The organism is Heyndrickxia sp. FW510-T9 (genome assembly GCF_058781025.1).
This window is the reverse complement of the sequence record NZ_JBYSWK010000005.1, coordinates 57,242-80,050: the sequence shown is the minus strand read 5'-3', so window position 1 is coordinate 80,050 and position 22,809 is coordinate 57,242. Positions and strand designations below refer to the sequence as shown.

Genomic DNA, 22,809 nt, shown 5'->3' with positions numbered 1-22,809 from the left:
TGTTTACATATTATTAGACTGAAAGCAAGAGATTTTTTTAGGAGGATTGCTATGTTTTATTTTGATTATGCAGCAACAACACCGATGGATGACGAAGCTATCCGGGTATATGCAGAAGCTTCGAAGAATATTTACGGAAATTCAAGCAGTCTTCATGACATTGGAACAAGTGCACAGCAAATACTTGAAAAGTGCAGGTCAGAATTTGCAAAAATGTTAAATGTTCAAAGTAAAGGGATATATTTCACCTCAGGAGGAACTGAAAGCAACTTATTAACGATTATTTCCCTTGCAAAAAGCCATTCAAGTAAAGGGAAACATATTATAACTTCCATGGCTGAACATGCGTCTGTACACGCAGCCATGGAGTATTTAAAAATAGATGGCTTTGAAATTAGCTATATTCCTTTTACATCTGAAGGAATAATAGATTTAGAGGTTTTAAAAGAAACAATCAGAAACGATACCATTTTAGTTAGCATTCAACATATTAATTCAGAAATAGGCACCATTCAACCGATTCGCGAAATTGCAGAGTTTATTCAAGGTAAACATATCCTTTTCCATTGTGATTGTGTACAATCCTTCGGAAAATCAAACCTAAAGGAGCTAACACCTTATCTTGACAGCTTGACCATTTCTAGTCACAAGATTTATGGGCCAAAAGGGGTTGGTGCTGCTTATATTAATCCAGTACATCACATCAACCCTGTTTTTCCAGGCTTTCATCACGAAAACAGCTTTAGAGGGGGGACTGTAAATGTACCTGGAATTGTCGCATTCCTTTTTGCAGCCAAAAAAATTCATGAGCAGAATAAACAAAAATTTTATAGTAATTTACGGGCATTATTTATAAACAAATTGAACGAAGTCCCTAATCTATTTGAAATATTTCAAGCAAATGTGGAGAACATGCAATTGCCGCAAATTATCGGAATGCGGATACTTGGAATGGAAGGACAATTAGCAATGTTAGAATGTAATCGAAAAGGGTATGCAATATCTACAGGAAGCGCATGTCAGGTTGGCCAGCAAGAACCTTCGTTAGCCATGAAAGCGCTGCGTATAGAAAAAGCGAAAGCAAACGAGTTCATTCGTGTAACATTTGGAAAAGAAACCGAGGAACATCATGTAATCCAACTAGCAGATTGTTTTATTCAACTCTCTTTGGATGTAGTGGGAAACAAAGAAATACTAAGTAATAAGTAATTACTCTACTATATTGTTTGGTTCACTAGTAGACATGTGATACTATTCAAATATATTGTATAGAATCGGAGGAGAGGGTATTGGCGGATAAAAAACTTCTTGGGGAGAATCGACGTGCGTTTTTGTTAAAACTACTTCAAGAACAAAAATCTCCAATTACAGGAGGAGAACTAGCTAGTATTGCAAATGTTAGTAGACAAGTAATTGTAAATGACATTACGCTTTTAAAAGCAAAAAACGAACCTATTATTGCTACTAGCCAAGGTTATTTATATATGGAACCACCTACTGTAAAAACATCAATAGAAAAAATAATTGCCTGTTTTCATCGTCCCGAAAAAACGGAAAACGAGCTCAATCTTCTAGTCGATCATGGTGTTACTGTTAAAGATGTAAAGATAGAACATCCTGTATACGGTGACTTAACTGCATCCATTATGGTATCCAATAGAAAAGAGGTTAAACAATTTATCGAGAAGATTAAAAGCACCCAGGCTTCGTATTTATCAGTGTTAACAGAAGGTATACATTTACACACGATTGCTGCCGATGACGAACAAACTATACAAGAAGCATTAGTAGCTTTAAATGCTGCGGGATTTCTATTAAATGAAAATGAATGAGGGTACCGATATATTTTCGGAACCCTCTTTTAACATTTTCTCTAAATAAGTAAGGTTGATGGCTCCAAAGCAACTTAACAGACTTCTTCCCTTCTGTATCCACTTATGCACCAGTGCCCAAAATTTCTACTTTATCTACAAATTCTAAGCGTCTCAACTTTGTTAATAGCTCATCTAAACTAGATGAAATTTCTGTTACATTCAATGAAATTGTTACATTTGCTCTTCCTAGAAGCGGGATTGTCTGATGTATTGTTAATACATTGCAGGAATGAGATGAAATGACTCTTAATAACTCAGAAAGTGTACCTTTACGATCTTCTAAATATAGAAACAATGATATTATCTTTTCTTTTACAATCGTATGAAATGGAAATACGCTATCTTTGTATTTATAGAAAGCACTTCTGCTCAAACCGGCTTCTTGAACAGCTTTTCCTACTGATGTTACTTTGCCACGCTCAAGTAATTCTTTTACTTCTAATGTTTTTTTCATTGCTTCTGACAATACATCTTCTCGAACTAAATAAAATTGCAGATCCTCTTTTTTCTCCATTACAAGTTCCCCCTGAAGAAGAATGAAAATCAGGAGCAAATTAATTTAAATAATTCACTCCTAATTAAAAGAATAATTTTCTATTCAACAAATTCAAATTCATAATCAAGAATCCGTACGATATCCCCATTTCCCGCTCCGCGTTCTCTTAATGCATCGTCTATACCCATCGATCTCATTTGTCTTGCAAAACGGCGAACAGATTCATCATGATTAAAATTCGTCATTTTAAAGAGCTTCTCTAATTTTTCTCCTGACACGACAAATCCTCCATCAGGGTCCCTTGTAATGATAAATTGATCTTCCTGCTTTTCATGTTTATATACAACTCGATGAATACCTATTTCTTCTTCATCTTGTATTTCATGAAGCGGGAACTCAGGTGTATCTTCCAATAAGTCAGCAATGGCAAATAACAACTCTCTTAGACCACGTCTAGTAACAGCTGAAATTGGAAATATCGGATAATCCTCTTGGAGCTGGCTCTTAAATTGCTTTAAATTATCTTCCGCTTCCGGAATATCCATTTTATTTGCCACAATTATTTGCGGCCTTTCCGTTAATCTTAAGTTATATTCCGTCAGTTCTTCATTTATCGTAAGGTAATCTTGATATGGGTCTCTTCCTTCCATACCGGACATATCTATAACATGAACGATAACTCTTGTTCTTTCAATATGTCTTAAAAATTGATGTCCAAGACCTACCCCTTCATGCGCCCCTTCAATGAGACCCGGTAAGTCTGCCATTACAAAGCTTCTACTATCTTCCGTTTCAACCATACCAAGATTCGGTACAATCGTTGTAAAATGGTACTCTGCTATCTTTGGCTTCGCTGCCGAAACAACCGATAATAAGGTTGATTTCCCGACACTTGGAAAACCTACTAAGCCAACATCTGCAAGTACTTTTAATTCCAAAACAATATATCTTTCCTGACCTGGCTCGCCGTTTTCCGCTATTTCCGGGGCAGGATTTGCAGGTGTAGCGAATCGTGTATTGCCTCGGCCACCACGACCACCCTTAGCCACAATCACTTGCTGTCCATGCTCTGTTAAGTCTGCGATTATTTCTTTTGTGTCGTCATCCATCACTACTGTGCCAGGAGGAACCTTTACAATCATGTCTTCAGCTCCACGACCATGTTGCCCTTTCGACATACCATGATCCCCACGTTTCGCTTTAAAATGACGCTGATAGCGGAAATCAATTAACGTTCTTAGTCCTTCTTCAACCTGAAAAATAACATTAGCACCTCGGCCACCGTCACCTCCGGCAGGTCCTCCTTTTGGAACGTATTTTTCACGACGGAAGGCAACCATTCCATTACCGCCGTCTCCACCTTTTACATAAATCTTGACCTGATCGACAAACATAGATGCACCACCTTTATTCTATTATTAAGTATTTATCACACGCGATCATTCATGCAGGTTATACTAAAAATTCTCCAATAAATTTCCGTTCGTCTATTTCTTTTACGGAAACGTCTGTTAATAGTGTTTTTTGTTCAGACAACCAATTGTTTATTTTATGTATATCTTTTATTGTTCCGCTAAAATCAAAATAGAATCGTACATTTTGATCAGATATTTCAAAGGAAAGGGATAAATGATTATCATAATATGGTTCAACACTATTTTCAATCGTTTCAAAAAAAGATAGAATCCATTTTGAAAGTTTTTCGTCATCCACTGACCATGAACTTGAATCATCGATTAATTCATATTCAATTTGAAAGGGATGTTTTTCCCAATTAAAAGTCATTAATATTTCTGCAAATTTTGGAAGGTTTAGATTTGAAAGTCGCGTTTCCCTGCGAGCATCCATTACCATTTCATCCAACAATCGTTCTACTTGTTCAATTTTATTTAACGCAAGATTTCCTTTTATTAATTGTAATTTATTCATCCAATCATGACGTGCATGGCGTAGCACTTCAACAACCGTCCAATTATTCATTTTCAGTGCTCCTTACTACATTTCATATCATTTCTTCTTGCAAGTATACCAAAAATGGAGAATTTCTGCATATTCTAGAGGAGAGAGGTGAGATATGAGATGTGAGACCGAGAAAATACAGTACTAGCAGTGATTTCCTGTTATTATTCTAATAAAAAACCCTAATCGACTTAGCGATTAGGGTTTCTAAGCATTTTCTTATGCTTCTTGAGCAACTGGATATACGCTCACTTTTTTCTTGTCACGGCCCATACGTTCGAAACGTACTACACCGTCAACTTTAGCAAAAAGTGTATCGTCTCCACCACGGCCAACGTTTTCACCTGGATAGATTTTTGTACCGCGTTGACGATATAAAATGGATCCACCAGTTACAAATTGACCATCAGCACGCTTTGCGCCAAGGCGCTTTGAGATAGAGTCACGACCGTTCTTTGTAGAACCTACTCCCTTTTTAGAAGCGAAAAATTGAAGATCTAATCTTAGCATTTGTTCCACCTCCTACCCGAAGGTTATTTTAATATATTTCCCATAGTCTTGTTCAATGGTTTGTAACGATACGATCATCCCTTGCATTAGCAACTGAACTTTTTCAGCCGAATCACTAGGTAAGGAATCAGGAAATTTACATTCCAGGTAGCCACCTTCAGATTGGTTAATCTCAGGTTTAACCCCAGTTAATTCCATAATCGCATTAATGGAGCCAAATGATATTGCTGATGCACCTGCACAAACAATATCTTGACCTTTTACAGCAAAATCGGCATGGCCAGTCATCTTGAAGGATGAAATGGTTCCATCTGATTTTTGCTTAATTTGAACATGAATCATGTTCGTCACCCTTATGCATTGATTTTTTCAATGACAACTTTTGTATATGGTTGACGGTGACCTTGCTTTTTATGATAGTTTTTCTTAGACTTGTATTTGAAAACTACTAGTTTCTTTTGACGTCCTTGCTTTTCAACTTTAGCTGTAACAGTAGCGCCAGCAACAAGTGGACTTCCAACTTTTACAGTTTCGCCACCTACGAAAAGAACTTTGTCAAATGTAACTGAATCACCTTCAGAAGCAGCTAATTTTTCGATGTAAATAGCTTGACCTTCTTCAACTTTGATTTGTTTTCCACCAGTTTCAATAATTGCGTACATACCTGCACCTCCTTAATAAACTCAGACTCGCCAATTGCAGGCGCTTTGCAAACTTTAAGCAAAATCTTAAGACCTGAATCGTGCGGTTGTAGCACGGGTGCTACAAACATAACATTAAAATCCTAACATATCGATAGATTCGTGTCAATAGCTTGATCTACCTGCAAGAATTTCTTCTTCCGTTCCAAATTGACGAATATAATAAACAGGGGTCGGATTTTCTATAATGTTAAAGTTTATTTTAATATGAAGGGCTTGCTCTAATCGATCTAAATGAATATTTTTCATTCCACAAAAAATTTTTTTCAGCTCTTCGGTGATCTCAATAAGCACTGCCTCATGATCTTGAAAAGGCTTTTCCCATAATTCCCGTTCTAAACGAAAAGCCATTGTTTCGGCACTATGAATTTTTCCTTTACCATTACAGATCGGACAAGTAGTCATAATGGTTTCTGGTAACGATTTATTCGTTTTTTTTCTTGTGATCTGCAATATTCCTAAATCCGTGAAACCAACAATTCGTGTATATCTAGGATCCTTTTTCAACTCTCCTTGTAGTGCATCGATTACTTTTTGCTGATCATCCTTGTGCTTCATATCAATAAAATCAACTAAAATAATCCCACCATAATTTCTAAGAGAAAGCTGCCTACCAATTTCTTTTGCTGCTAGTATATTAGTTTTTAATACTGTATCTTGGAGGTTTTGATGACCGGTATATTTTCCGGTATTCACATCAATAATGACTAAAGCCTCTGTCTCCTCGATAACAATGTAAGATCCATTGTTCAACCAAACGACTTTCTTTAATGCATTTTCTATTTCTTCTTCGAGATGAAAGGTTGAAAATATATTTTGGTTACGCTGATTAAAAACATACTCCCAGTTCAATCCAAATATACTCTTTGTTTTTTCTTGTAAGGCTTTAATGATTCCGGGTTCATCCGCTACCACAGTACCCTTTTTAAGCCTCACTAATTCATTTATAACTTCTTCAAAGAAGATAGGCTTTTCCCATATAATTGATGGATGCTTCATATTTTTTGAGTGGTTAACAATCTCTAGATAATGATCTCGAAGGAACTGTAACTCTTGAACCCATTCCGATTCGCTGCCTTTTGCTGCCTCCGTTCGGATAATAAAACCTTCATTTTCTTTTTTGTTCTTATGAGCAATTGTTTGCCATTTTTCCCGCGTTGCTTGATCTACTTTTTTTGATACCGCAATGTAATCTCCCTCAGGTATATATATCATGTTTTGTCCGGAAAGCTCTATAATTGCTGTTAAAAGTGGACCTTTTTTATCTGTTTCATCTTTTTTTACTTGTACAATTATTTTTTTACCTTCTTGGATAAATGTTGATAGCGATAATTTTTCTTTATTTATATCCGTGCATTGTACATACATCGGAAGCTGATCTCTATGTAGATATCCATTTTTCCCTTCACCAATATCAATAAAAGCGGCATTTATTCCGACTTTTACATCGACTACCTTTCCAAGGTAGATATTACCAACCTTTGATTGATCCGTCGATTGCTGGATACTGATTTTTGACACCTTTTTATTTTCCATAACTGCAAAACGCTTCTCTCTTGATTTGCAATCAATAACAATCTCATTCAATCCATAGCACCTGCTTTTAACTATTGTAAAATTAATTTATCTCCGTATGATAACTGATTCTAAACATTATACACCATTAGCTTCTGTCAATAAATATACATGATATCCTTAATCCTTGCAGTAACCTGTTTTTCTGCAAAATAAGCATGAAGAAGCTCGTTTTCATCTAATTTGCCAAATTCTCTGCCATCATTAGTTACAACTAAGGGATGCTTACTGCCACGCTGAAATTGTACCAAAACTTCATACAAATAAGTATTACTATCAACAATAATAGGTTTGAGACCTTTAATCCCATTCTTTTTTCCGTAATATCTTTCCAGAAGGAATCTTATAAATACAAAGCGCAATTGTTTCCATTCCAACCAAAGTGATATATAAAGATAGCTAACAACAATCCAAATATTTAAATTGAATGGAGCAATAAAAAGAGAAATGAAATGAAAAATAATTAAAAATATAAAGGAGCTGATAATACTTATACGAAATGATTGTAAATAAGGAATATATCTTGAAATGGTAAGGTGCAATAGCTTTCCACCATCTAGTGGCCAAATTGGCAAAAGATTAAATAATAGAATCATTAAATTAAATTCCATAAACATATGAAAATAAAGACTAGATACCACTTCCTGATTCCATAATACAAAAATTAACACAGAGAGCCAAACATGCTGTAGTGGTCCAGCTGCAATTACCAAAAATTCTTCTTTCAACGGACGATTTCCATGCTCATCCATTTCGGCTACTCCTCCAAAAGGAAGGATGGAAATTTTTTTTATTCTCCAAGAAAAAAAATGAGCCATCACCCCATGACCCATTTCATGGATGAAAAGAATAAATAATAGGGTTAGCAGTTCATAAAATCTTGCTGTCATTACTGCTACCCCCATCACAATCCAAAATAGTGGATGAATATGAATTTTTCGAATGATGCCAAGTAAATTATTCAAATTTTATCACCTGTATTGGATCAATAAATGTTTCACCTTTTTTTAAAGCGAAATAAAACTCACCCTTCGTACCATCATCTTTGCTAGATACTGTTCCTAATTTCGTCCCGGCAGCGACTTGTTGATATAGGTTTACATTAATAGCCTTTAAATTTCCATACCAAGACTCTGACTTGTCCGAATGCTGAATGATTACCGTATTTCCTATATCATCTTTTTTACCAGCCCATACAATCGTTCCACTATCCATTGATTTAACAGTTTCATTATTTTTCGTTTCTATCATAACACCACGCCCATCCGATGAAAAATTAGTTAGCACCTTACCTGATGCAGCAAGATCATATTCTTGTTTTGCACTATTATTTGGTTTTTCTTTCGTTTGGATAGGCAAAAATGCTAATGGTTTACCGAACTTTTTCTCATACCAATCGGATACAGCTGTAAATTGAAATTCTTTCCCCATCACTTGCTTCACTACATTTCTAGCATCTTGAAAAACTGCTGCTTGCGATTTAAATATTATCGCTACTGCTAGTACTAGAAGTGCAGACGCTAGGATTTTAAATAAGAACATTTCTTTATTCCAGAGAGGATGAACCTTTTCTGGTGGGGGATCTGTTTCAAATATCGTCATTTCCCCTTGCTCTTCCCATACATTCTGATTCAAGGGTAATGGACCTGCTTCTTTTTTCGGTGGCTTCGCTTTTAACTGTTTGCGTTTCTCAATTTGTTTCCTTATATCATCCGCACGATTTCCCACAATCACCCTACTCCTTTATTCCTTTTGTACTAATGTATGAGTTGTCCATCTTTGATATGACAAAAAACAAAAGTGGAAGCGCTGCATCTAGGGTACGAATGTGTGAAATTTGAAGTGTAATTTCACAGAATGGCATTAGCATTACGAATATCACATTTGTAGTTACAGCCGAGATAAAGTAAACACAGTGAGGCAGCTCATAAGCAGATGACCTTACCAGAAATACTAGGAGGAGTAGAAATCCTATAGCCGATAGGCACTAGATTTCTAGACGTAGACGTTTGTAAAATTGACAAAAAAAAAGAAACTGACAAAATGTCAATTTCCATGCATATACTGTTACTTTACACCGAACAGCTTTTTTATTTTTGAAAACACACCTGACTTGTTATCTCCAATCGCTTGAAGTGGAACCGATTCACCCAGAATTCTTCTAGCAATATTCCGGTAAGCAATGGAAGCTTTACTATTAGGATTTAAGACGATAGGTTCACCTTGATTCGATGAACGAATCACCTCGTCGTCGTCCAATACAATCCCAATTAAATCAATCGATAAATGGGTAGTTATTTCATCAATATCTAACATATCACCATTTGACATCATATGATTTCGAATTCTATTAATGATTAATTTCGGAGGATCAATATGTTCCTCTTTTTCTAGTAATCCAATAATTCTATCTGCATCACGTACAGCTGAAATTTCTGGTGTTGTAACAACTATCGCCTTTTCTGCGCCAGCTACTGCATTTTTGTAGCCTTGTTCAATACCGGCAGGGCAGTCAATAATGATATAGTCATACTCCTGCTTCAATTCACCTACTAAATCCTTCATTTGTTCTGGCATAACTGAAGTTTTGTCACTAGTTTGTGCAGCCGGAAGAAGAAATAGCTTATCATCAAACCTTTTATCTTTTACGATAGCTTGATGAATTTTGCATCGTCCCTCTACAACGTCTACTAAATCATATATGATACGATTTTCAAGACCTAATACAACATCTAGGTTTCTTAGTCCAATATCCGTATCTATTAGACAAACTTTTTTCCCTTGCAATGCAAGAGCGGTACCTAGGTTCGCTGATGTGGTCGTTTTACCAACTCCTCCTTTTCCAGAAGTTATAACAATCGCCTCACCCATGATTAGTATCCCCCTTTAAATCTATTAATATTTGGTCTAAGACGCTTTAATACTTGCAGTCTGTCTATGACAATTTGATTTGTATTATCTATGTACGCACATTCCATTTCATGCTGGTCTTTCTTTTCATAATGGTCAGGGGCTCTATTCAAGCAATCAGCGATTCTTAATTGTGATGGAACCATAACGCTTGCTGCTATAACCGCTTCTTTCATACCATCAAACCCGGCGTGGGCAATACCTCTTAAAGCGCCTAAAATAAATATATTACCACCTGCTAAAACAGTTCCACCAGGATTTACATCTCCAACGAGTAATAAATCACCAGGAACCTGCAGTATTTGTCCGGATCTTACAATCGATGTAACAGATATAATATCATTGTCCTCTCGGATCTTCTGCACTTCTGCTTTTGTCATTACATTACTTGTAATGTCGCCAACAACTAAATTCCGTTTATTTCTAACGAGTTCCTTCAGTTCCTCTTCCTGTTCAGGAGTTAAGTACCGATTTCCTAATTGAATCCTAACAGAAATAAGTGGACCTTCCTCGTCTTCAACATGATGAATTATAAGCTTGTCTTCTAATTCTTTCTTCAAGTCCAAATAGGAACATTGATCATTCAATTGGAGAATTAAACCATCTTTCGTACCTTTAATCATAACATTATGTGTTTTCTTCATCGCAAATTGCTCACCTCAGTGGCTTATAAATTCGACAAATAGTTACGCAATTCCTCTTTTAGAAAAAAATCTAATTAAATTTTTACTGAATATTTTTGTCTAGCTCCAATGCCTATTGGCTAGCGGATGAGCAAGGCACTTCCGCTTTTCTATTCATCTAATACTTCTTTCCTAGCTCGTAAAAGCCATTTTCGCAATGGGTAGAAAATGATGAAATAAAATACTAAATTTAGAATTAATGTAGGAACTATGCGTAAATTAAGAAAATCTATTGCAGACATCGTTGTTTTTAAAATCAAAATATTTAAACCATATACAATAAATTCGGCAATAGTTATGTTCAACATTGTGACAATTGCGGAAACAAATAAATTAGCTTGCAAAACTTTCATGAGTGATGTGGTTATATATACGACTAGTGGAAAGACAAATAAGTATACACCTAGTATTCCCGTATAAAAAGCATCGAATAATAGCCCAAAAACAAAAGCATAAATGATGGTGCGATTACGTACATAATATATCCCCATCATAATAAGTACAACCAAAATAAAATGAGGTACAAAGATTTTATTTACCCCAAATAATCCGTTTGGAAAAAATTCAACGAACAAGCTTTCAAAGATAAAGCATAGACTTAAAATAAGAGGAAGAACAATACGTTTCATTATTGTCCCCCCCCATTAAAATCAGCCAAGCCATCTTTGTTTATTGAACTTTTCACAATCATGACATGTTCAATATCGTAAAAATCAGCTGAAGGCTTAAGATAAGCAGTCTGAGTTAATCCGTTTTCATCTGGGACTAGTTTTTCAACTGTACCGATTGGGAGCCCTTCTGGAAAAATATCTGCTAATCCAGATGTATAAACACTTGCACCCTTTTTCACTTTAACGTCATATGGTATCCCTTTTAAGAGTAATACTCTTTCGGTTTGATCGTACCCTTCAACCGTACCATAAATGTTCTTATTATTATCACCCAATAATTTTGCAGAAATTCTATTTTTGGGGTTTACAGAACTTAGCAGTTCTACAGTAGAATATAAAGCTGATACACTTTTAACTTTACCAACAAATCCTTCTGAAGTAATGACAGCCATATTCTCTTTAATACCGCTTGTTTTTCCTTTGTTAATTTTAATTTGCTCATACCACCCATCAGGATCTCGGGCAATTACAGAAGCTTGTGTAATTGTATAGGCACTTAAATCATCTTTTTTATTTAGTATTTTTCTTAGTTTGTCATTGTCATCTTTTAAAATACTAACTTCTGAACTAAGCTGTGATAATTGTTCAATCCGTGCTTTTAACTTCTTATTCTCAGTATATGTATTTTGAATATCATAAATACTTCCAAAGAAATCTTTCACACTATTTGCAGGGACTGCAATGATTGTTTCTCCAAAACCAACTACATCTGTTAAAAACTGTTCAGGCTTAGAAAGATGACCACGTTCACGAAGAGAATATCCTATCAATGCCACTAGTAAAATGATACTGATGAGCAAGATAATCAGTCGTTTATTGAGAAAAAATTGTGGCATGCTGTGTACACCTCATTAAAAGTAATCCTGAATTGTAACTTTCGATATTTTTCACTAGTCAATTATAACATACAATTTTTCGATATAAATAATAAAGAAAAAAATTGGCCGGTAGACTTTTATGTCATATCGGCCGATCCAAAATGCGTAAGCGCCTTGAACATCGGCGTACGGATGAGTGAAATTTGAAGTGTAATTTCACCTGAGTAGTCTTCGACTGAGATAAAGGAAACACAGCGAGGTAGTTCACGAGCTATTGAAATTTGAACTACCAATTTCACCTGATGTTGACTTATCGTAGGGAGGAGACGTAGAAATCCGCTAGCCGATAGGCGCTGAAGCTGGACGTAAAAAATTTAATAAAAGTTATCTACGGAGTTAATATTAAAATATTCTAATCAACAAGTAACTCAGCGTGAATCTTTCGCTTTGCTTTTAAATAAATTGATATGCTCTAGAGCATTTCCGGTACCGATGGCTACACAATCAAGTGGATTCTCTGCGATTATAACCGGCATACTTGTTTCTTGACTAATCACTTTATCAAGATTCCGAAGTAGGGCACCACCACCAGTTAATACGATACCGCGGTCCATAATATCCGCCGCAAGTTCAGGAGGTGTTTGTTCAAGTGTACTCTTTACCGCATCAACAATTGCAAACACTGTGTCATGAAGTGCTGTTGCGATTTCCTGTCCTGTAATTTCGATTGTTTTCGGAAGACCTGTAAGCAGATCTCGTCCACGAATATCCATTGGTTCAATACCTTCAGCATCCCCTGCAGAACCAATTTCCATCTTTATCGTTTCCGCAGTTCTATCTCCGATTAGAAGATTATATGTTTTTCTAATATAACTGATAATAGAATCGTCCATTTCATCTCCGGCAATACGGATTGATTGGCTTGTTACGATACCGCCTAATGAAATAATCGCTACCTCCGTAGTACCTCCGCCAATATCTACTACCATACTACCTGTTGGTTCCCACACAGGTAAATTTGCACCGATTGCCGCTGCAAATGGTTCTTCAATTGTATAGGCATCTCTTGCACCAGCTTGCCTTGTAGCATCAATAACTGCTCTTTCCTCCACAGCAGTTATACCTGATGGAACACATATCATGACATAAGGCTTACGTGAAAAAGCGCCTTTTTTGGAAGCTTGTCTAATATAATACTTCATCATGGTTGCCGTTGTTTCATAATCGGCAATAACTCCGTCCTTCATAGGTCTTAATGCAACAATATTTCCAGGCGTACGACCAATCATATTTTTTGCATCATTACCAACCGCTCTAATATGTTTTGTGTCCGTTTCTATTGCAACAACAGAAGGTTCGCGAACTACGATACCTTTCCCTTTAATAAACACTAATGTATTCGCTGTTCCTAAATCAATGCCAAGATCTCTACTACCAAACATGGATGTATCTCCCTTTCTAAACTTAAAATACTTCTTAAGGATGGCTCTTTCTTTTTCATTGTTGCTTATCGTAAATTGTTTTCAATCCTAATCCAGCTATAGTTTCGAGGCATCTTTTCCTAATAGGTTATTCATTTTTCAACCAGGAATAAGAAGATGTATAAGATTTGCATTTACAGAAGCAACAAATTTTATGAAAAGAGCCTTAGGAAAAATCAAAGTCATTTGTATTAAAAAAGCACTGGGTCTCCTCTTTAGCTTGCGTATTTTATCTCAAAATAATTTACAAAGATGAGTTTTCGCCAAAAACCATAAACAATATTATAGCGTATCGACAAAAATTTTCATAGTGCTACTAAGCTTGTTTCATATAAATTGTTGCTTTTCATTCTTCTTGAAAATCCCTATTAAGATTGTAGTTTTTTGGCTAAAAACAATATGCTACAAATAACCTTTTTCTTTTAGACTAACATATTTTTTATCACCAATGATTATATGGTCCAAAACATCGATTCCGATTATTTTCCCACATTCTACAAGTCTTTTCGTCACTTCTATATCTTCCCTTGAAGGAGCTGGGTCTCCAGATGGATGATTATGGATACAAATTATGGATGCAGCTGAACGCCGAAATGCTTCTTTGAAAATTTCGCGTGGATGGACGATGGAGGCATTTAAACTCCCGATAAAAACCGTTTGTCGGTGCAGGACTTGATTTTTGGTATTCAGATAGAGGCAAACAAAATGCTCCTGTGACAAAAATCGCATATCATTCATCACAAAATTTGCTCCGTCTTCAGGACTTCTTATAACATAACGATCATCGTATGATAGATTCGCGATGCGTCTCCCTAACTCAAAAGCAGCCAAAATCTGCACAGCCTTTGCTAGCCCAATGCCTTTAATGTTCATGATTTCTTCTAGAGATGCGTCCTTTAAAAGACTTAATCCCTCAAATTTTTTTAATACACGATTTGACATTTGCACTACAGACTCTTGTTTTGTACCAGTTCGCAGTAAAATGGCAAGCAATTCTTGATTTGAGAGGCTGCTTGCCCCATTTTGTATTAAGCGCTCACGTGGTTTCTCATCCTGTGGAAAATCTCTTATCATTAATTTCTCCAAGCGATTATTTCCCCCCTTTTAGACGAACGTTTAAAGAGTTTGGTTTCAAAAAAAATAATTTTTTTTAAGAAAACGATTTAATCTGGAAATCGGTAATCCGACAACATTAAAATAATCCCCACTAATTTTTTTGACAAAAAGGGCACCTAGGCCTTGAATTCCATATGCACCAGCTTTGTCAAATGGTTCACCACTATCCAAATATTGATCAATTTCCTTTTCCGTTAGCTCCCAAAACGTTACATCCGTTTTTTCATAAAATGTATGAATGGATCCTTGATTGAGGATAGCTACTCCAGTATAAACAGAGTGTTTGTTTCCAGATAAACTTTCTAGCATATTTTTAGCCATTTTTTCATTTTTTGGTTTTCCGAGAATACTTTCATTAAGCATAACGATAGTATCCGCTCCAATCACTATCTCATCCTGATATTGATTTGCGATTACCTGAGCTTTTCGGACAGCGAGTTCAATCACAGCTTCTTCTGGTGATATGTTTTCAGAAAGTTGTTCATCTGCATTACTGGCAATTGATTCAAAGGGGATTTGCAGCTTTTGGAGGAGTTCTCTTCTACGAGGTGATTGCGAAGCTAGAATTAGTTTTGGCATGACAGTTTTCCCTTCCTTATATTAATTTTTAGAGATACATCCATTTTTATCCTATCAAAAAAACATGGTGTTAACAATCCAAGATTCCATAAAAAAAGAGGATAGATTTTATACTACCCTCTCCCTCTCACATTTCATTATATTGTTTTAAATAATTTAATAAAGCTTGTTCCGCACTTATTATTTCCTTACTATCATTATTCTTTTGATAACTTAATAAATGTTGGTAACATTCCGACTGTACGCTAAATAAATTTTTGATGGCTTTATTTTGCAAATCTTTCAGCTCTTGCAATTGTTTGTATTGTTGTTCTATTTTCGCTAATTCGTTCGCATCTAATGAACCTGTTATATATGAATTAGCTGTAACCCCAGCCATTATTTGAAATAGAGATCCTGTTTGTTCGACAAATGTTTTTTCATCATTTGAAGATACCGTTATTTTTTTTTCTTGAAATGTTAATTGTTTCGCATAAACTTCGACATTCTGCTTTTTTTGCTCCGCAGCTAATTGTTTAGCTGACTCTAGATTATCCGAAACCCCAATAAAAATATATTGTTTGCCAGCAAGTGTGATGATAGTAGCAGGCAATCCTTTGTCTTTAATTTCATTTGCTGGTACTGTTGGATCTGCATCATCAAAAGCACCACCTTGAATGATAGAGGTCGATAAGGCTGGCAGAGTAACTGAATTTTTCTGCTGAGAATTAGCACCTGCTGGAACAGAGTCCGAATTATTTCCTAGCGATTTCTGCGATACACCATTCGTCTGGTAAGCAATCACCTTTAACATAATAAAACCAAATAGTACCCCGATTGAAATCGCAGTCACTGCTGAAATGAAAATCGTTAGAAGATGGGAAGAAGAATTTTTCCGGTGTGAAATACTCGGTGTAGCGTTTTCCAATGAGGGTTCATAATATATCTTCTTAAATTCCGGAACGGGATTATCCTCGATTTCAGGTAAGACCCAATCAAATTGATCTTCCTCTACAATTTCTTCTGTGGTTGCAGCCGCTTCTATTTCATTAGAGTTCCATTTATGTATAGCAACCTCCTCTTTAAGCGGACGTTCATCACCATTGATTTTAATTTTTATTCTATTTGTTGGTTGCTTGTCCATATTTGTCCCTCCCGCACACATATTTGTTCAATGCTAACATATGCGAAATAAAAAAGACCAAGACTTTTGTCGTCTTGTTCCAGAAGGTTTTCGCCAAAATTTTTATTTACCATTATTTGATTCCTCTTGCTCGGGAGGAGAAAAGAATGGATCCTCTTTTTTACTAGGATCTGGCGTTTCAAGCTTAGGCAGTGCTGATTTTAATTCTGATTCCAATGTTGGATCATAGAAAATGGAAACTGATACAGTGCATTGGATAGGTGTTGTAATATTCTGTGACGAGTTCGTTTCTTCCGGTCCTTGAAATTCAATAGTATCTACACTTGTTATCCTTTGAAAGGATTCTATTTGTTCAAGAAAGCGATATAGATGAAAAAAAGTTGGTGTATCTAACATTATTTGAATAGATACTTTTTTTACTGTATCAGGCAATGTGTTGGTAGAAATCTTTTGATTGTCTTTTTGATCTGCATTTTGACTGTTATTTGGCAATACTTGCGATGGATCAGTATTTGATTCTCCCTGTGTTTGGTCATCTCCAAAATCAATATTTTTAATTGTACTCCCAGAGGTAACTTCCGCTTTTCCAAGGTCCAATATAAAACTGTCCATATTCAATACAACGGGAAGCCGTTTTTGCAGGTTAGTGGCTTCTAATTGCATTGTATTTGCAGCTTTCTTTTTTATAATAGGCTTTACTTTCTCTCCCTGTAATTCATGTTTTAGTACTTGAATGTTTTTCTTGGCAGGAATGACTTTTTGTATAAAAAATAAAGTTGAAAAACTAAAGATCAATAGAAAGATGGCGATAGTTAAATATACTTTAAGTTTTTTTGCAACCATTTTCTATTCTTCCTTTCCATCCTTATTTTTCAAATAGTTTTCGTTAAGTTTTATCGTATATTTTGCAAAATATCTAGGTAATGTATTTGTACTAGAAGTATCGAGATTAGAAGTGGTAATATTTTCAATTTCTGCATTTTGAACAAATTTTGCTTCATTTAAGTATTTCAGAAAATAGGCAGAATCACTGCTAGTATCGAATTGCACAATTAAATGAACGGAACGATCGTCCTGTAATGAAAAATTGGTGATAAATCCTCTTGTAGGCAATAGCTCTATTATATTTTTTAACATTTTGACGGTAGAAATCGGGTAATCTTTAGCCCATTGTATTTCTTTTTTTAAATTTTGAACGGCCAGCTGGTCCTTATCTTTAGTACCATTTTGTTGAATTTTATTTAGTTGTCTTTCATAAATTAATTGTCTATTTAACCCAACTTCTTGCTGTTTGAGTGACATATAGTACGAATAACAAGCGGAAAAGGCGATAACCAAAAAAATTAACAAACCCGTTACAATAATCCAATACAACTTTGGGCGGTGCTTTTTTTCAATAAGATTAATATCTACTAGCATGCATATACACCTACTTTAAAGTTAAACCGATACTTTCTGAAAAAACTGGAGGTACATTAATATTCTTTCTTGTTTGAAATAGTGAATCTGTAAGAGATTGAACCTTGATACTACTATTTTCTTTTATACGCTCAGCAAAATAGTTATTATAGGGATGTTCTCCGGCTATTAATATTGCATTAATTTCATGCTGTCCATTTGTTAAATTAAACTGATAAAAATTACGAATTCGCTCTACTTCCTGTTCTATTTGTTGCAATTGTCCTTCAATATGTTGCGGATTCTCTTGCACTGTCCAATTTTCATATGTGTATCTTGTCCTTTGAAACTCTAAATCTAATTTATCATTAAAATGAACATGATGAACATACAGCGGTTTATTCTGGTGAAAAATCGATAATTGGAAATAGGATAATTGAATTTGCACCACTAAAAGATGTTCATCCTGACCGGCAAGATCCAAATGATAATATAAACGATATAAAGATAGAAAGGATAAATCCATTACAGCCGGTTTTAATTTAATTTTTTTCAACAAATTCACATACTGTTGAACAACTGATTCACGAGAAGATATCATTAGTACGTCCCTACGGTCTATTTCCTCATTTAATTCTATTGCTTCCATGATTGGGTCTTCAAATGGTAGATGCAGGCTCTCTCCAACAGACATATAAAGATAGCCCTTCAATTCATCAGAAGGCACTTCTTTTGGAACGAGAATCTTTCTTGCTATCGTATGTCCATCTGGTAAGCATAAATAAGTCGGTAGTCGTCTTATTTTGTTTTCGTGAAGAAAATGCTCTAGTAATGTACTTAATGTTAGAATATCCTCAATTTGTCCATCTTGAAGAACTCCATTAGGCAAACACTTTTGTCCAAATTTAAGGATAATATTATTTTTCCCTGTGACAATAAAGCGAACGTAATGGTCCGTAAACATTAGAAATAACCGGTGTTGTCTATAAAATATATGTGGACTCATTCACTTCACTCTCCATTACATAAACAAGTTAAAATACCAAGAAATTATATTATTTCCGTAGAAGAAAGAGATTATCGCACCTGCACCAATGAAAGGACCAAATGGAATAGGATTTCTCTTCTGATATTTTCTAGCTAACATCAGCAATACGCCAAAAACCGCACCAAGAAATGTAGCGATTAAAAAGGTTAACAATGTGTTTTTCAGTCCAAGTACTATACCAAGTACAAAAAATAGTTTAATATCTCCGCCACCCATTGCTCCTTTGCTTATAATAGCAATAAGGAATAGTAAGGCAAACCCAAATATAGCACCGACTATAGAATCCCACCATGGTTCAGCAGGAAATATTACCCTAGCAAATATAAACAATATAGTAAAAATTAATAGAATGATATCGGGTATTATCATATATACAAGATCTGAGACGGTAATGATAATGACCAGGGAAAGGAGCAATAACGCGAACAACAGATTTGAACTCCACCCAAATTTAGCAAATGAAAAAGCAAATAAACACCCAGTTATTGCTTCCATTATTGGATACACGAACGAAATCGATGCTTTACAGGAACGGCATTTTCCTAATTGAAGAAGAAATGAAAACACTGGAATCAACTCAAACCATCTTAATTTATGCTTACAGTACGGACACTGTGAGCTTGGGTACACGATGGATTTTTTCTTCGGAATACGTAACCCAACTACATTAAAAAAAGAACCGAAGATGAAGCCTACTATAGCAAAATAGATTGTCCAGAATATGTTCATTGGCTATAAGGGATTACTCCTTTTTGGATTATGAAACTTTTCATATAATTGTATATTATCATATGCTGGGTTTTAGTTGTTATAAAAAAAGGAGCAGTGGATGCCCCTTTTTATTACTATGTTGTTTTGCTTTATTTTTTTATTGCCTTTCCATTATTGAGTCCATCTTCGGAATTATCTACATAAGGAGTAGTAGTATCTCCAGCTGGATATAATACGACACTATATGAATATTTTCCACTATCACCATTTTTTTCTATTGTAACAGTACTTGCTGTTGGATTATACTTTTTACCTTTAACTGAAGGGTCTGAAGGAACAGTATCCAAATATCCAAAATTATTTAATTGTTGCACAGTTACAGTGAATTTTCCGGTACCGTCTTTATCCAGATTCAGTAATTTACTATCTTGTCCAGCAATCCCTACCTTAGCTGCATTAATAACCATCAAACCATTCGATATATGTGCACTTTTTTTGGTATTATTAATAATCCCACCAATACTAGGTACTGCGATTGCAGTAATAATCGCTAAAATCACAATTACAGCTAACAACTCAACTAGCGTCATCCCTTTTTGGTTCTTCCATACTTTTTGCAGTCTGCTTCTCATTTCATCTTCTCCTTTTATACAAAAGTGTATTAAAAAAGCCAACCTCATATTTATTAAGCTACTATGTTAATAGGTTAATAAACATAAAAATTGGCGGGTTGCACTACAAGCTCCAAGTCATTCAAGTGCCCAAATAAAAACGACTCTTCTTCACTTCCAATTACTATATTAAATCTATAATTATTATACTATCTCAAATCTTTACATTACAACATTATTTTACAAAACAATACAAATTTTTCTGCAAACAGTGTTTTTGTTCGATTCATTGGATATTTTGAAAAATACTATACATAGGGATGGTTATGGCAGCAACAATGGTACCGACAATACCTGCTAGAAAGACAATCAGAATTGGCTCTAAAAGTGATTTCAATTGCTCTGTTGCCTGATCGACCTCAGATTCATAAAATTCCGCTACCTTTTCTAGCATATAATCCATAGTACCTGATTGCTCCCCTAAGATCATCATCTGTGATACTAGTGGCGGAATTGCCCAATGATCTTGCATGGGCTCCGCGATCGACTTCCCCTCTTCCAAGTAAACCTTTGATTCTCCTAAAACTTTTGAAATCACTTTATTGTCCACCACTTTTTCAACAATACTGATTGCTTGCAATACTGGTACAGATGAAGAGAATAAAGTACTTAAGGTTCGAGTCATTCTTGCTAGAGCTGCTTTTTGAATGATTTTTCCGAAAATCGGGATTTTTAACTTCATCATATCTAAATAATAACTACCATTTGTGGATCGGACAAACATAAGGTAGCATATAAAAAACAGCACTGGTAAAAGTAGAAATAGCCAAAAATATTGGGTGACAAACTGACTTGTATTTAGAAGCCATTGTGTAATTGCCGGTAATTTAGCATTAAAAGAGGCAAACATGTCGGAAAATTTCGGGACAATTACAGCTAGCATAAAAATAACTACTACGATAGAAATAATGGCTAGTATAATGGGATATGACATTGCCGCTTTAATTTTTTGTCTTGTTTGATGTTGTTTTTCAAAATAGACAGCTAATCTTTCCAGAATTTCTTCTATTTGTCCTCCAACCTCTCCCGCTTTCATCATATTGATAAACATGGGCGGAAAAATACTCGGAAAATTTTCGGCAGCTTCCGAATACGCTTTACCGGATTGAATATCTTCATACAATTTATATAGTGTACGTTTTAAAACATGATTTCCCGTTTGCTCTGCCAATATTTTGGTCGAGTCAACAACACTAATACCGGCTTTGATCAATGTACTGAATTGACGTATATAAATAACTAAATCCTTATGTTTAACTTTCGGCTTTAAAACATTTATATCTTTATATAAAACTCCTTTTAATTCAACTAAAGATCGAATGGCAATGCCATTCTCTTTCATTGTTAAGACAGCCTCATTGTAGTTGACTGCTTTTATTTTTCCTTTTACTTTCTCACCCTTACGATCTCTACCATCATATTGAAAGACAGCCATTAATGTACACCTTCCAATAAATAAGGTTTGGCATCACTGTTAGCAATTTCCCCATCTTCTATTAACGTTTGAATGGCCAATTGCATCGTTTGCATACCCGCTGCTTTACTTGTTTGCATTACACTTTGAATTTGATGGATTTTTTCATTACGAATTAAATTGCGAATGGCTGGGTTATTAATTAAAATCTCAAATGCTCCAACTCGAGCTTTTTTCTCCTTATGATGAAACAATCTTTGTGAAATAACAGCACGGAGAACAGAAGCTAATTGAATCCTTACTTGTGCTTGTTGACTTGCTGGAAAGACATCTATAATACGGTCGATTGTCGTCGGTGCGTCAGTAGTATGCAATGTTGCTAGAACTAAATGTCCCGTTTCTGCAGCTGTTATCGCAGTTGATATCGTTTCAAGGTCACGCATTTCTCCTACTAAAATGACATCTGGATCTTGTCTTAAACATGCTCTTAACGCATTGGAAAAAGATTTCGTATCAAACCCTACTTCTCGCTGATCTATAATACAAGTTCCATGTTTATGCAAATATTCGATAGGATCCTCAAGTGTAATAATATGTTTTTTTACAGTACGGTTCATTAAGTCTAGCATTGCCGCCAATGTTGTTGATTTCCCACTACCCGTCGGTCCAGTTACTAAGATAAGACCTTGTGGTAGTAATGCAAGATCACCAAGTATTTTCGGTAAGCCTAATTCATCAAAAGTTGGAATCCGTTTAGGAATAACTCTAATCGCCAAACTAATGCATGAGCGCTGGTGATAGGCATTAACTCGGAACCTGGAAACACCTTCTATCCCATAAGAAAAATCAAGTTCCCCAAATTCCTTAAATTCCTGCCACATGGAATCTGGAATAATAGCTTTAGCCATTTCTTCTGTATCTGCAGGTTTCAACGACTCTTGTCCAAAGTTTTTCAATTCCCCATGAAGTCTCATAATCGGGGGCACTCCGACTGTTAAATGAATATCAGAAGTTCCTAATTCAAAAGCAGCTGTCAATATTGCATCTAATTTTCCCTTCATTTCCATCCTC

General features: G+C 35.4%; 26 protein-coding genes, 1 riboswitch and 1 other annotated feature. Of the genes, 2 read left to right on the top strand and 24 right to left on the bottom strand.

From position 1 onward, the window contains the following. Positions 1–51: 51 nt before the first annotated feature. Together AC3WJF_RS04310 and AC3WJF_RS04305 are read left to right on the top strand one after the other, a co-directional pair. Positions 52–1,209 carry an IscS subfamily cysteine desulfurase gene (locus AC3WJF_RS04310; protein WP_492449889.1) on the top strand — a complete coding sequence of 386 codons (1,158 nt, stop codon included), beginning with the start codon at positions 52–54 and terminating at the stop codon, positions 1,207–1,209. Positions 1,210–1,289: 80 nt separating this feature from the next. Beyond that, the gene (locus AC3WJF_RS04305; protein ID WP_492449888.1) at positions 1,290–1,832 is read left to right on the top strand and encodes a transcription repressor NadR; all 543 of its coding nucleotides are present in this window, start codon (positions 1,290–1,292) and stop codon (positions 1,830–1,832) included. A gap of 103 nt (positions 1,833–1,935) precedes the next feature. Here AC3WJF_RS04305 and AC3WJF_RS04300 read toward each other — a convergent pair whose 3' ends face one another. The 24 genes from AC3WJF_RS04300 to AC3WJF_RS04185 all read right to left on the bottom strand — a co-directional run bounded on the left by AC3WJF_RS04300 (position 1,936) and on the right by AC3WJF_RS04185 (position 22,799). Next, positions 1,936–2,388: an ACT domain-containing protein gene (locus AC3WJF_RS04300; protein WP_492449887.1), complete on the bottom strand. Its 453-nt coding sequence runs from the start codon at positions 2,386–2,388 to the stop codon at positions 1,936–1,938. An 80-nt stretch (positions 2,389–2,468) separates the two neighbouring features. Continuing rightward, entirely contained in the window at positions 2,469–3,764 is a 1,296-nt protein-coding gene (obgE, locus tag AC3WJF_RS04295; protein ID WP_492449886.1) for a GTPase ObgE, read from the bottom strand. A 58-nt stretch (positions 3,765–3,822) separates the two neighbouring features. Then, complete coding sequence (locus AC3WJF_RS04290; RefSeq protein ID WP_492449885.1) at positions 3,823–4,350, bottom strand: Spo0B C-terminal domain-containing protein; 528 nt, start codon at positions 4,348–4,350, stop codon at positions 3,823–3,825. A 198-nt stretch (positions 4,351–4,548) separates the two neighbouring features. Further along, positions 4,549–4,839 carry a 50S ribosomal protein L27 gene (gene rpmA, locus AC3WJF_RS04285; RefSeq protein ID WP_492449884.1) on the bottom strand — a complete coding sequence of 97 codons (291 nt, stop codon included), beginning with the start codon at positions 4,837–4,839 and terminating at the stop codon, positions 4,549–4,551. Between the two features lie 12 nt (positions 4,840–4,851). Continuing rightward, on the bottom strand, positions 4,852–5,181 hold the full coding sequence (locus AC3WJF_RS04280; RefSeq protein ID WP_492449883.1) for a ribosomal-processing cysteine protease Prp: 330 nt from the start codon (positions 5,179–5,181) through the stop codon (positions 4,852–4,854). An 11-nt stretch (positions 5,182–5,192) separates the two neighbouring features. Next, positions 5,193–5,501 carry a 50S ribosomal protein L21 gene (gene rplU / locus AC3WJF_RS04275; RefSeq protein ID WP_492449882.1) on the bottom strand — a complete coding sequence of 103 codons (309 nt, stop codon included), beginning with the start codon at positions 5,499–5,501 and terminating at the stop codon, positions 5,193–5,195. 13 nt (positions 5,502–5,514) lie between these two features. Beyond that, positions 5,515–5,599, bottom strand: a sequence feature (ribosomal protein L21 leader region). A 46-nt stretch (positions 5,600–5,645) separates the two neighbouring features. Next, positions 5,646–7,127, bottom strand: coding sequence for an Rne/Rng family ribonuclease (locus AC3WJF_RS04270; RefSeq protein ID WP_492449881.1), 1,482 nt, complete (start codon positions 7,125–7,127; stop codon positions 5,646–5,648). A gap of 86 nt (positions 7,128–7,213) precedes the next feature. Next, the gene (locus tag AC3WJF_RS04265; protein WP_492449880.1) at positions 7,214–8,080 is read right to left on the bottom strand and encodes a site-2 protease family protein; all 867 of its coding nucleotides are present in this window, start codon (positions 8,078–8,080) and stop codon (positions 7,214–7,216) included. Beyond that, complete coding sequence (locus AC3WJF_RS04260) at positions 8,073–8,843, bottom strand: peptidoglycan DD-metalloendopeptidase family protein (RefSeq protein WP_492449879.1); 771 nt, start codon at positions 8,841–8,843, stop codon at positions 8,073–8,075. The genes AC3WJF_RS04265 and AC3WJF_RS04260 overlap by 8 nt, the downstream gene beginning before the upstream one ends. Before the next feature lie 339 nt (positions 8,844–9,182). Then, on the bottom strand, positions 9,183–9,986 hold the full coding sequence (gene minD, locus AC3WJF_RS04255) for a septum site-determining protein MinD (RefSeq protein ID WP_492449878.1): 804 nt from the start codon (positions 9,984–9,986) through the stop codon (positions 9,183–9,185). Between the two features lie 2 nt (positions 9,987–9,988). After that, positions 9,989–10,669: a septum site-determining protein MinC gene (gene minC / locus AC3WJF_RS04250; RefSeq protein ID WP_492449877.1), complete on the bottom strand. Its 681-nt coding sequence runs from the start codon at positions 10,667–10,669 to the stop codon at positions 9,989–9,991. Positions 10,670–10,818: 149 nt separating this feature from the next. After that, positions 10,819–11,337: a rod shape-determining protein MreD gene (gene mreD / locus AC3WJF_RS04245; protein ID WP_492449876.1), complete on the bottom strand. Its 519-nt coding sequence runs from the start codon at positions 11,335–11,337 to the stop codon at positions 10,819–10,821. Beyond that, a complete protein-coding gene (gene mreC, locus AC3WJF_RS04240) occupies positions 11,337–12,215 on the bottom strand; it encodes a rod shape-determining protein MreC (protein WP_492449875.1) in 879 nt (292 codons plus the stop codon). The genes mreD and mreC overlap by 1 nt, the downstream gene beginning before the upstream one ends. A 410-nt stretch (positions 12,216–12,625) precedes the next feature. Further along, entirely contained in the window at positions 12,626–13,639 is a 1,014-nt protein-coding gene (locus AC3WJF_RS04235; protein ID WP_492449874.1) for a rod shape-determining protein, read from the bottom strand. Between the two features lie 441 nt (positions 13,640–14,080). Further along, complete coding sequence (gene radC / locus AC3WJF_RS04230; protein ID WP_492449873.1) at positions 14,081–14,752, bottom strand: RadC family protein; 672 nt, start codon at positions 14,750–14,752, stop codon at positions 14,081–14,083. A gap of 57 nt (positions 14,753–14,809) precedes the next feature. Next, complete coding sequence (locus AC3WJF_RS04225; RefSeq protein ID WP_492449872.1) at positions 14,810–15,373, bottom strand: Maf family protein; 564 nt, start codon at positions 15,371–15,373, stop codon at positions 14,810–14,812. 127 nt (positions 15,374–15,500) lie between these two features. After that, positions 15,501–16,496, bottom strand: a complete 996-nt coding sequence (locus tag AC3WJF_RS04220; RefSeq protein WP_492449871.1) for a hypothetical protein — start codon at positions 16,494–16,496, stop codon at positions 15,501–15,503. Between the two features lie 102 nt (positions 16,497–16,598). Then, complete coding sequence (locus AC3WJF_RS04215) at positions 16,599–17,339, bottom strand: hypothetical protein (RefSeq protein WP_492449870.1); 741 nt, start codon at positions 17,337–17,339, stop codon at positions 16,599–16,601. Positions 17,340–17,342: 3 nt separating this feature from the next. Further along, positions 17,343–17,915 carry a hypothetical protein gene (locus AC3WJF_RS04210; RefSeq protein ID WP_492449868.1) on the bottom strand — a complete coding sequence of 191 codons (573 nt, stop codon included), beginning with the start codon at positions 17,913–17,915 and terminating at the stop codon, positions 17,343–17,345. Positions 17,916–17,925: 10 nt separating this feature from the next. Continuing rightward, the gene (pilM, locus tag AC3WJF_RS04205; RefSeq protein ID WP_492449867.1) at positions 17,926–18,900 is read right to left on the bottom strand and encodes a type IV pilus biogenesis protein PilM; all 975 of its coding nucleotides are present in this window, start codon (positions 18,898–18,900) and stop codon (positions 17,926–17,928) included. Between the two features lie 15 nt (positions 18,901–18,915). Continuing rightward, complete coding sequence (locus tag AC3WJF_RS04200; protein WP_492449866.1) at positions 18,916–19,671, bottom strand: prepilin peptidase; 756 nt, start codon at positions 19,669–19,671, stop codon at positions 18,916–18,918. A 131-nt stretch (positions 19,672–19,802) separates the two neighbouring features. Then, positions 19,803–20,285, bottom strand: a complete 483-nt coding sequence (locus AC3WJF_RS04195) for a prepilin-type N-terminal cleavage/methylation domain-containing protein (protein WP_492449865.1) — start codon at positions 20,283–20,285, stop codon at positions 19,803–19,805. 83 nt (positions 20,286–20,368) lie between these two features. Beyond that, positions 20,369–20,452, bottom strand: a riboswitch (cyclic di-GMP riboswitch). Between the two features lie 98 nt (positions 20,453–20,550). Further along, positions 20,551–21,759, bottom strand: a complete 1,209-nt coding sequence (locus AC3WJF_RS04190; protein WP_492449864.1) for a type II secretion system F family protein — start codon at positions 21,757–21,759, stop codon at positions 20,551–20,553. Continuing rightward, complete coding sequence (locus AC3WJF_RS04185) at positions 21,759–22,799, bottom strand: type IV pilus twitching motility protein PilT (protein ID WP_492449863.1); 1,041 nt, start codon at positions 22,797–22,799, stop codon at positions 21,759–21,761. The genes AC3WJF_RS04190 and AC3WJF_RS04185 overlap by 1 nt, the downstream gene beginning before the upstream one ends. Positions 22,800–22,809: the final 10 nt, after the last annotated feature.

Coding starts and splice junctions, on each gene's coding strand:
- AC3WJF_RS04310 (WP_492449889.1), top strand. CDS start 52: ATGTTTTATTTTGATTATGCAGCAACAACACCGATGGATGACGAAGCT.
- AC3WJF_RS04300 (WP_492449887.1), bottom strand. CDS start 2,388: ATGGAGAAAAAAGAGGATCTGCAATTTTATTTAGTTCGAGAAGATGTA.
- obgE (WP_492449886.1), bottom strand. CDS start 3,764: ATGTTTGTCGATCAGGTCAAGATTTATGTAAAAGGTGGAGACGGCGGT.
- AC3WJF_RS04290 (WP_492449885.1), bottom strand. CDS start 4,350: ATGAATAATTGGACGGTTGTTGAAGTGCTACGCCATGCACGTCATGAT.
- rpmA (WP_492449884.1), bottom strand. CDS start 4,839: ATGCTAAGATTAGATCTTCAATTTTTCGCTTCTAAAAAGGGAGTAGGT.
- AC3WJF_RS04280 (WP_492449883.1), bottom strand. CDS start 5,181: ATGATTCATGTTCAAATTAAGCAAAAATCAGATGGAACCATTTCATCC.
- rplU (WP_492449882.1), bottom strand. CDS start 5,501: ATGTACGCAATTATTGAAACTGGTGGAAAACAAATCAAAGTTGAAGAA.
- minD (WP_492449878.1), bottom strand. CDS start 9,986: ATGGGTGAGGCGATTGTTATAACTTCTGGAAAAGGAGGAGTTGGTAAA.
- minC (WP_492449877.1), bottom strand. CDS start 10,669: ATGAAGAAAACACATAATGTTATGATTAAAGGTACGAAAGATGGTTTA.
- mreD (WP_492449876.1), bottom strand. CDS start 11,337: ATGAAACGTATTGTTCTTCCTCTTATTTTAAGTCTATGCTTTATCTTT.
- mreC (WP_492449875.1), bottom strand. CDS start 12,215: ATGCCACAATTTTTTCTCAATAAACGACTGATTATCTTGCTCATCAGT.
- AC3WJF_RS04235 (WP_492449874.1), bottom strand. CDS start 13,639: ATGTTTGGTAGTAGAGATCTTGGCATTGATTTAGGAACAGCGAATACA.
- radC (WP_492449873.1), bottom strand. CDS start 14,752: ATGATAAGAGATTTTCCACAGGATGAGAAACCACGTGAGCGCTTAATA.
- AC3WJF_RS04225 (WP_492449872.1), bottom strand. CDS start 15,373: ATGCCAAAACTAATTCTAGCTTCGCAATCACCTCGTAGAAGAGAACTC.
- AC3WJF_RS04220 (WP_492449871.1), bottom strand. CDS start 16,496: ATGGACAAGCAACCAACAAATAGAATAAAAATTAAAATCAATGGTGAT.
- AC3WJF_RS04215 (WP_492449870.1), bottom strand. CDS start 17,339: ATGGTTGCAAAAAAACTTAAAGTATATTTAACTATCGCCATCTTTCTA.
- AC3WJF_RS04210 (WP_492449868.1), bottom strand. CDS start 17,915: ATGCTAGTAGATATTAATCTTATTGAAAAAAAGCACCGCCCAAAGTTG.
- pilM (WP_492449867.1), bottom strand. CDS start 18,900: ATGAGTCCACATATATTTTATAGACAACACCGGTTATTTCTAATGTTT.
- AC3WJF_RS04200 (WP_492449866.1), bottom strand. CDS start 19,671: ATGAACATATTCTGGACAATCTATTTTGCTATAGTAGGCTTCATCTTC.
- AC3WJF_RS04195 (WP_492449865.1), bottom strand. CDS start 20,285: ATGAGAAGCAGACTGCAAAAAGTATGGAAGAACCAAAAAGGGATGACG.
- AC3WJF_RS04190 (WP_492449864.1), bottom strand. CDS start 21,759: ATGGCTGTCTTTCAATATGATGGTAGAGATCGTAAGGGTGAGAAAGTA.
- AC3WJF_RS04185 (WP_492449863.1), bottom strand. CDS start 22,799: ATGAAGGGAAAATTAGATGCAATATTGACAGCTGCTTTTGAATTAGGA.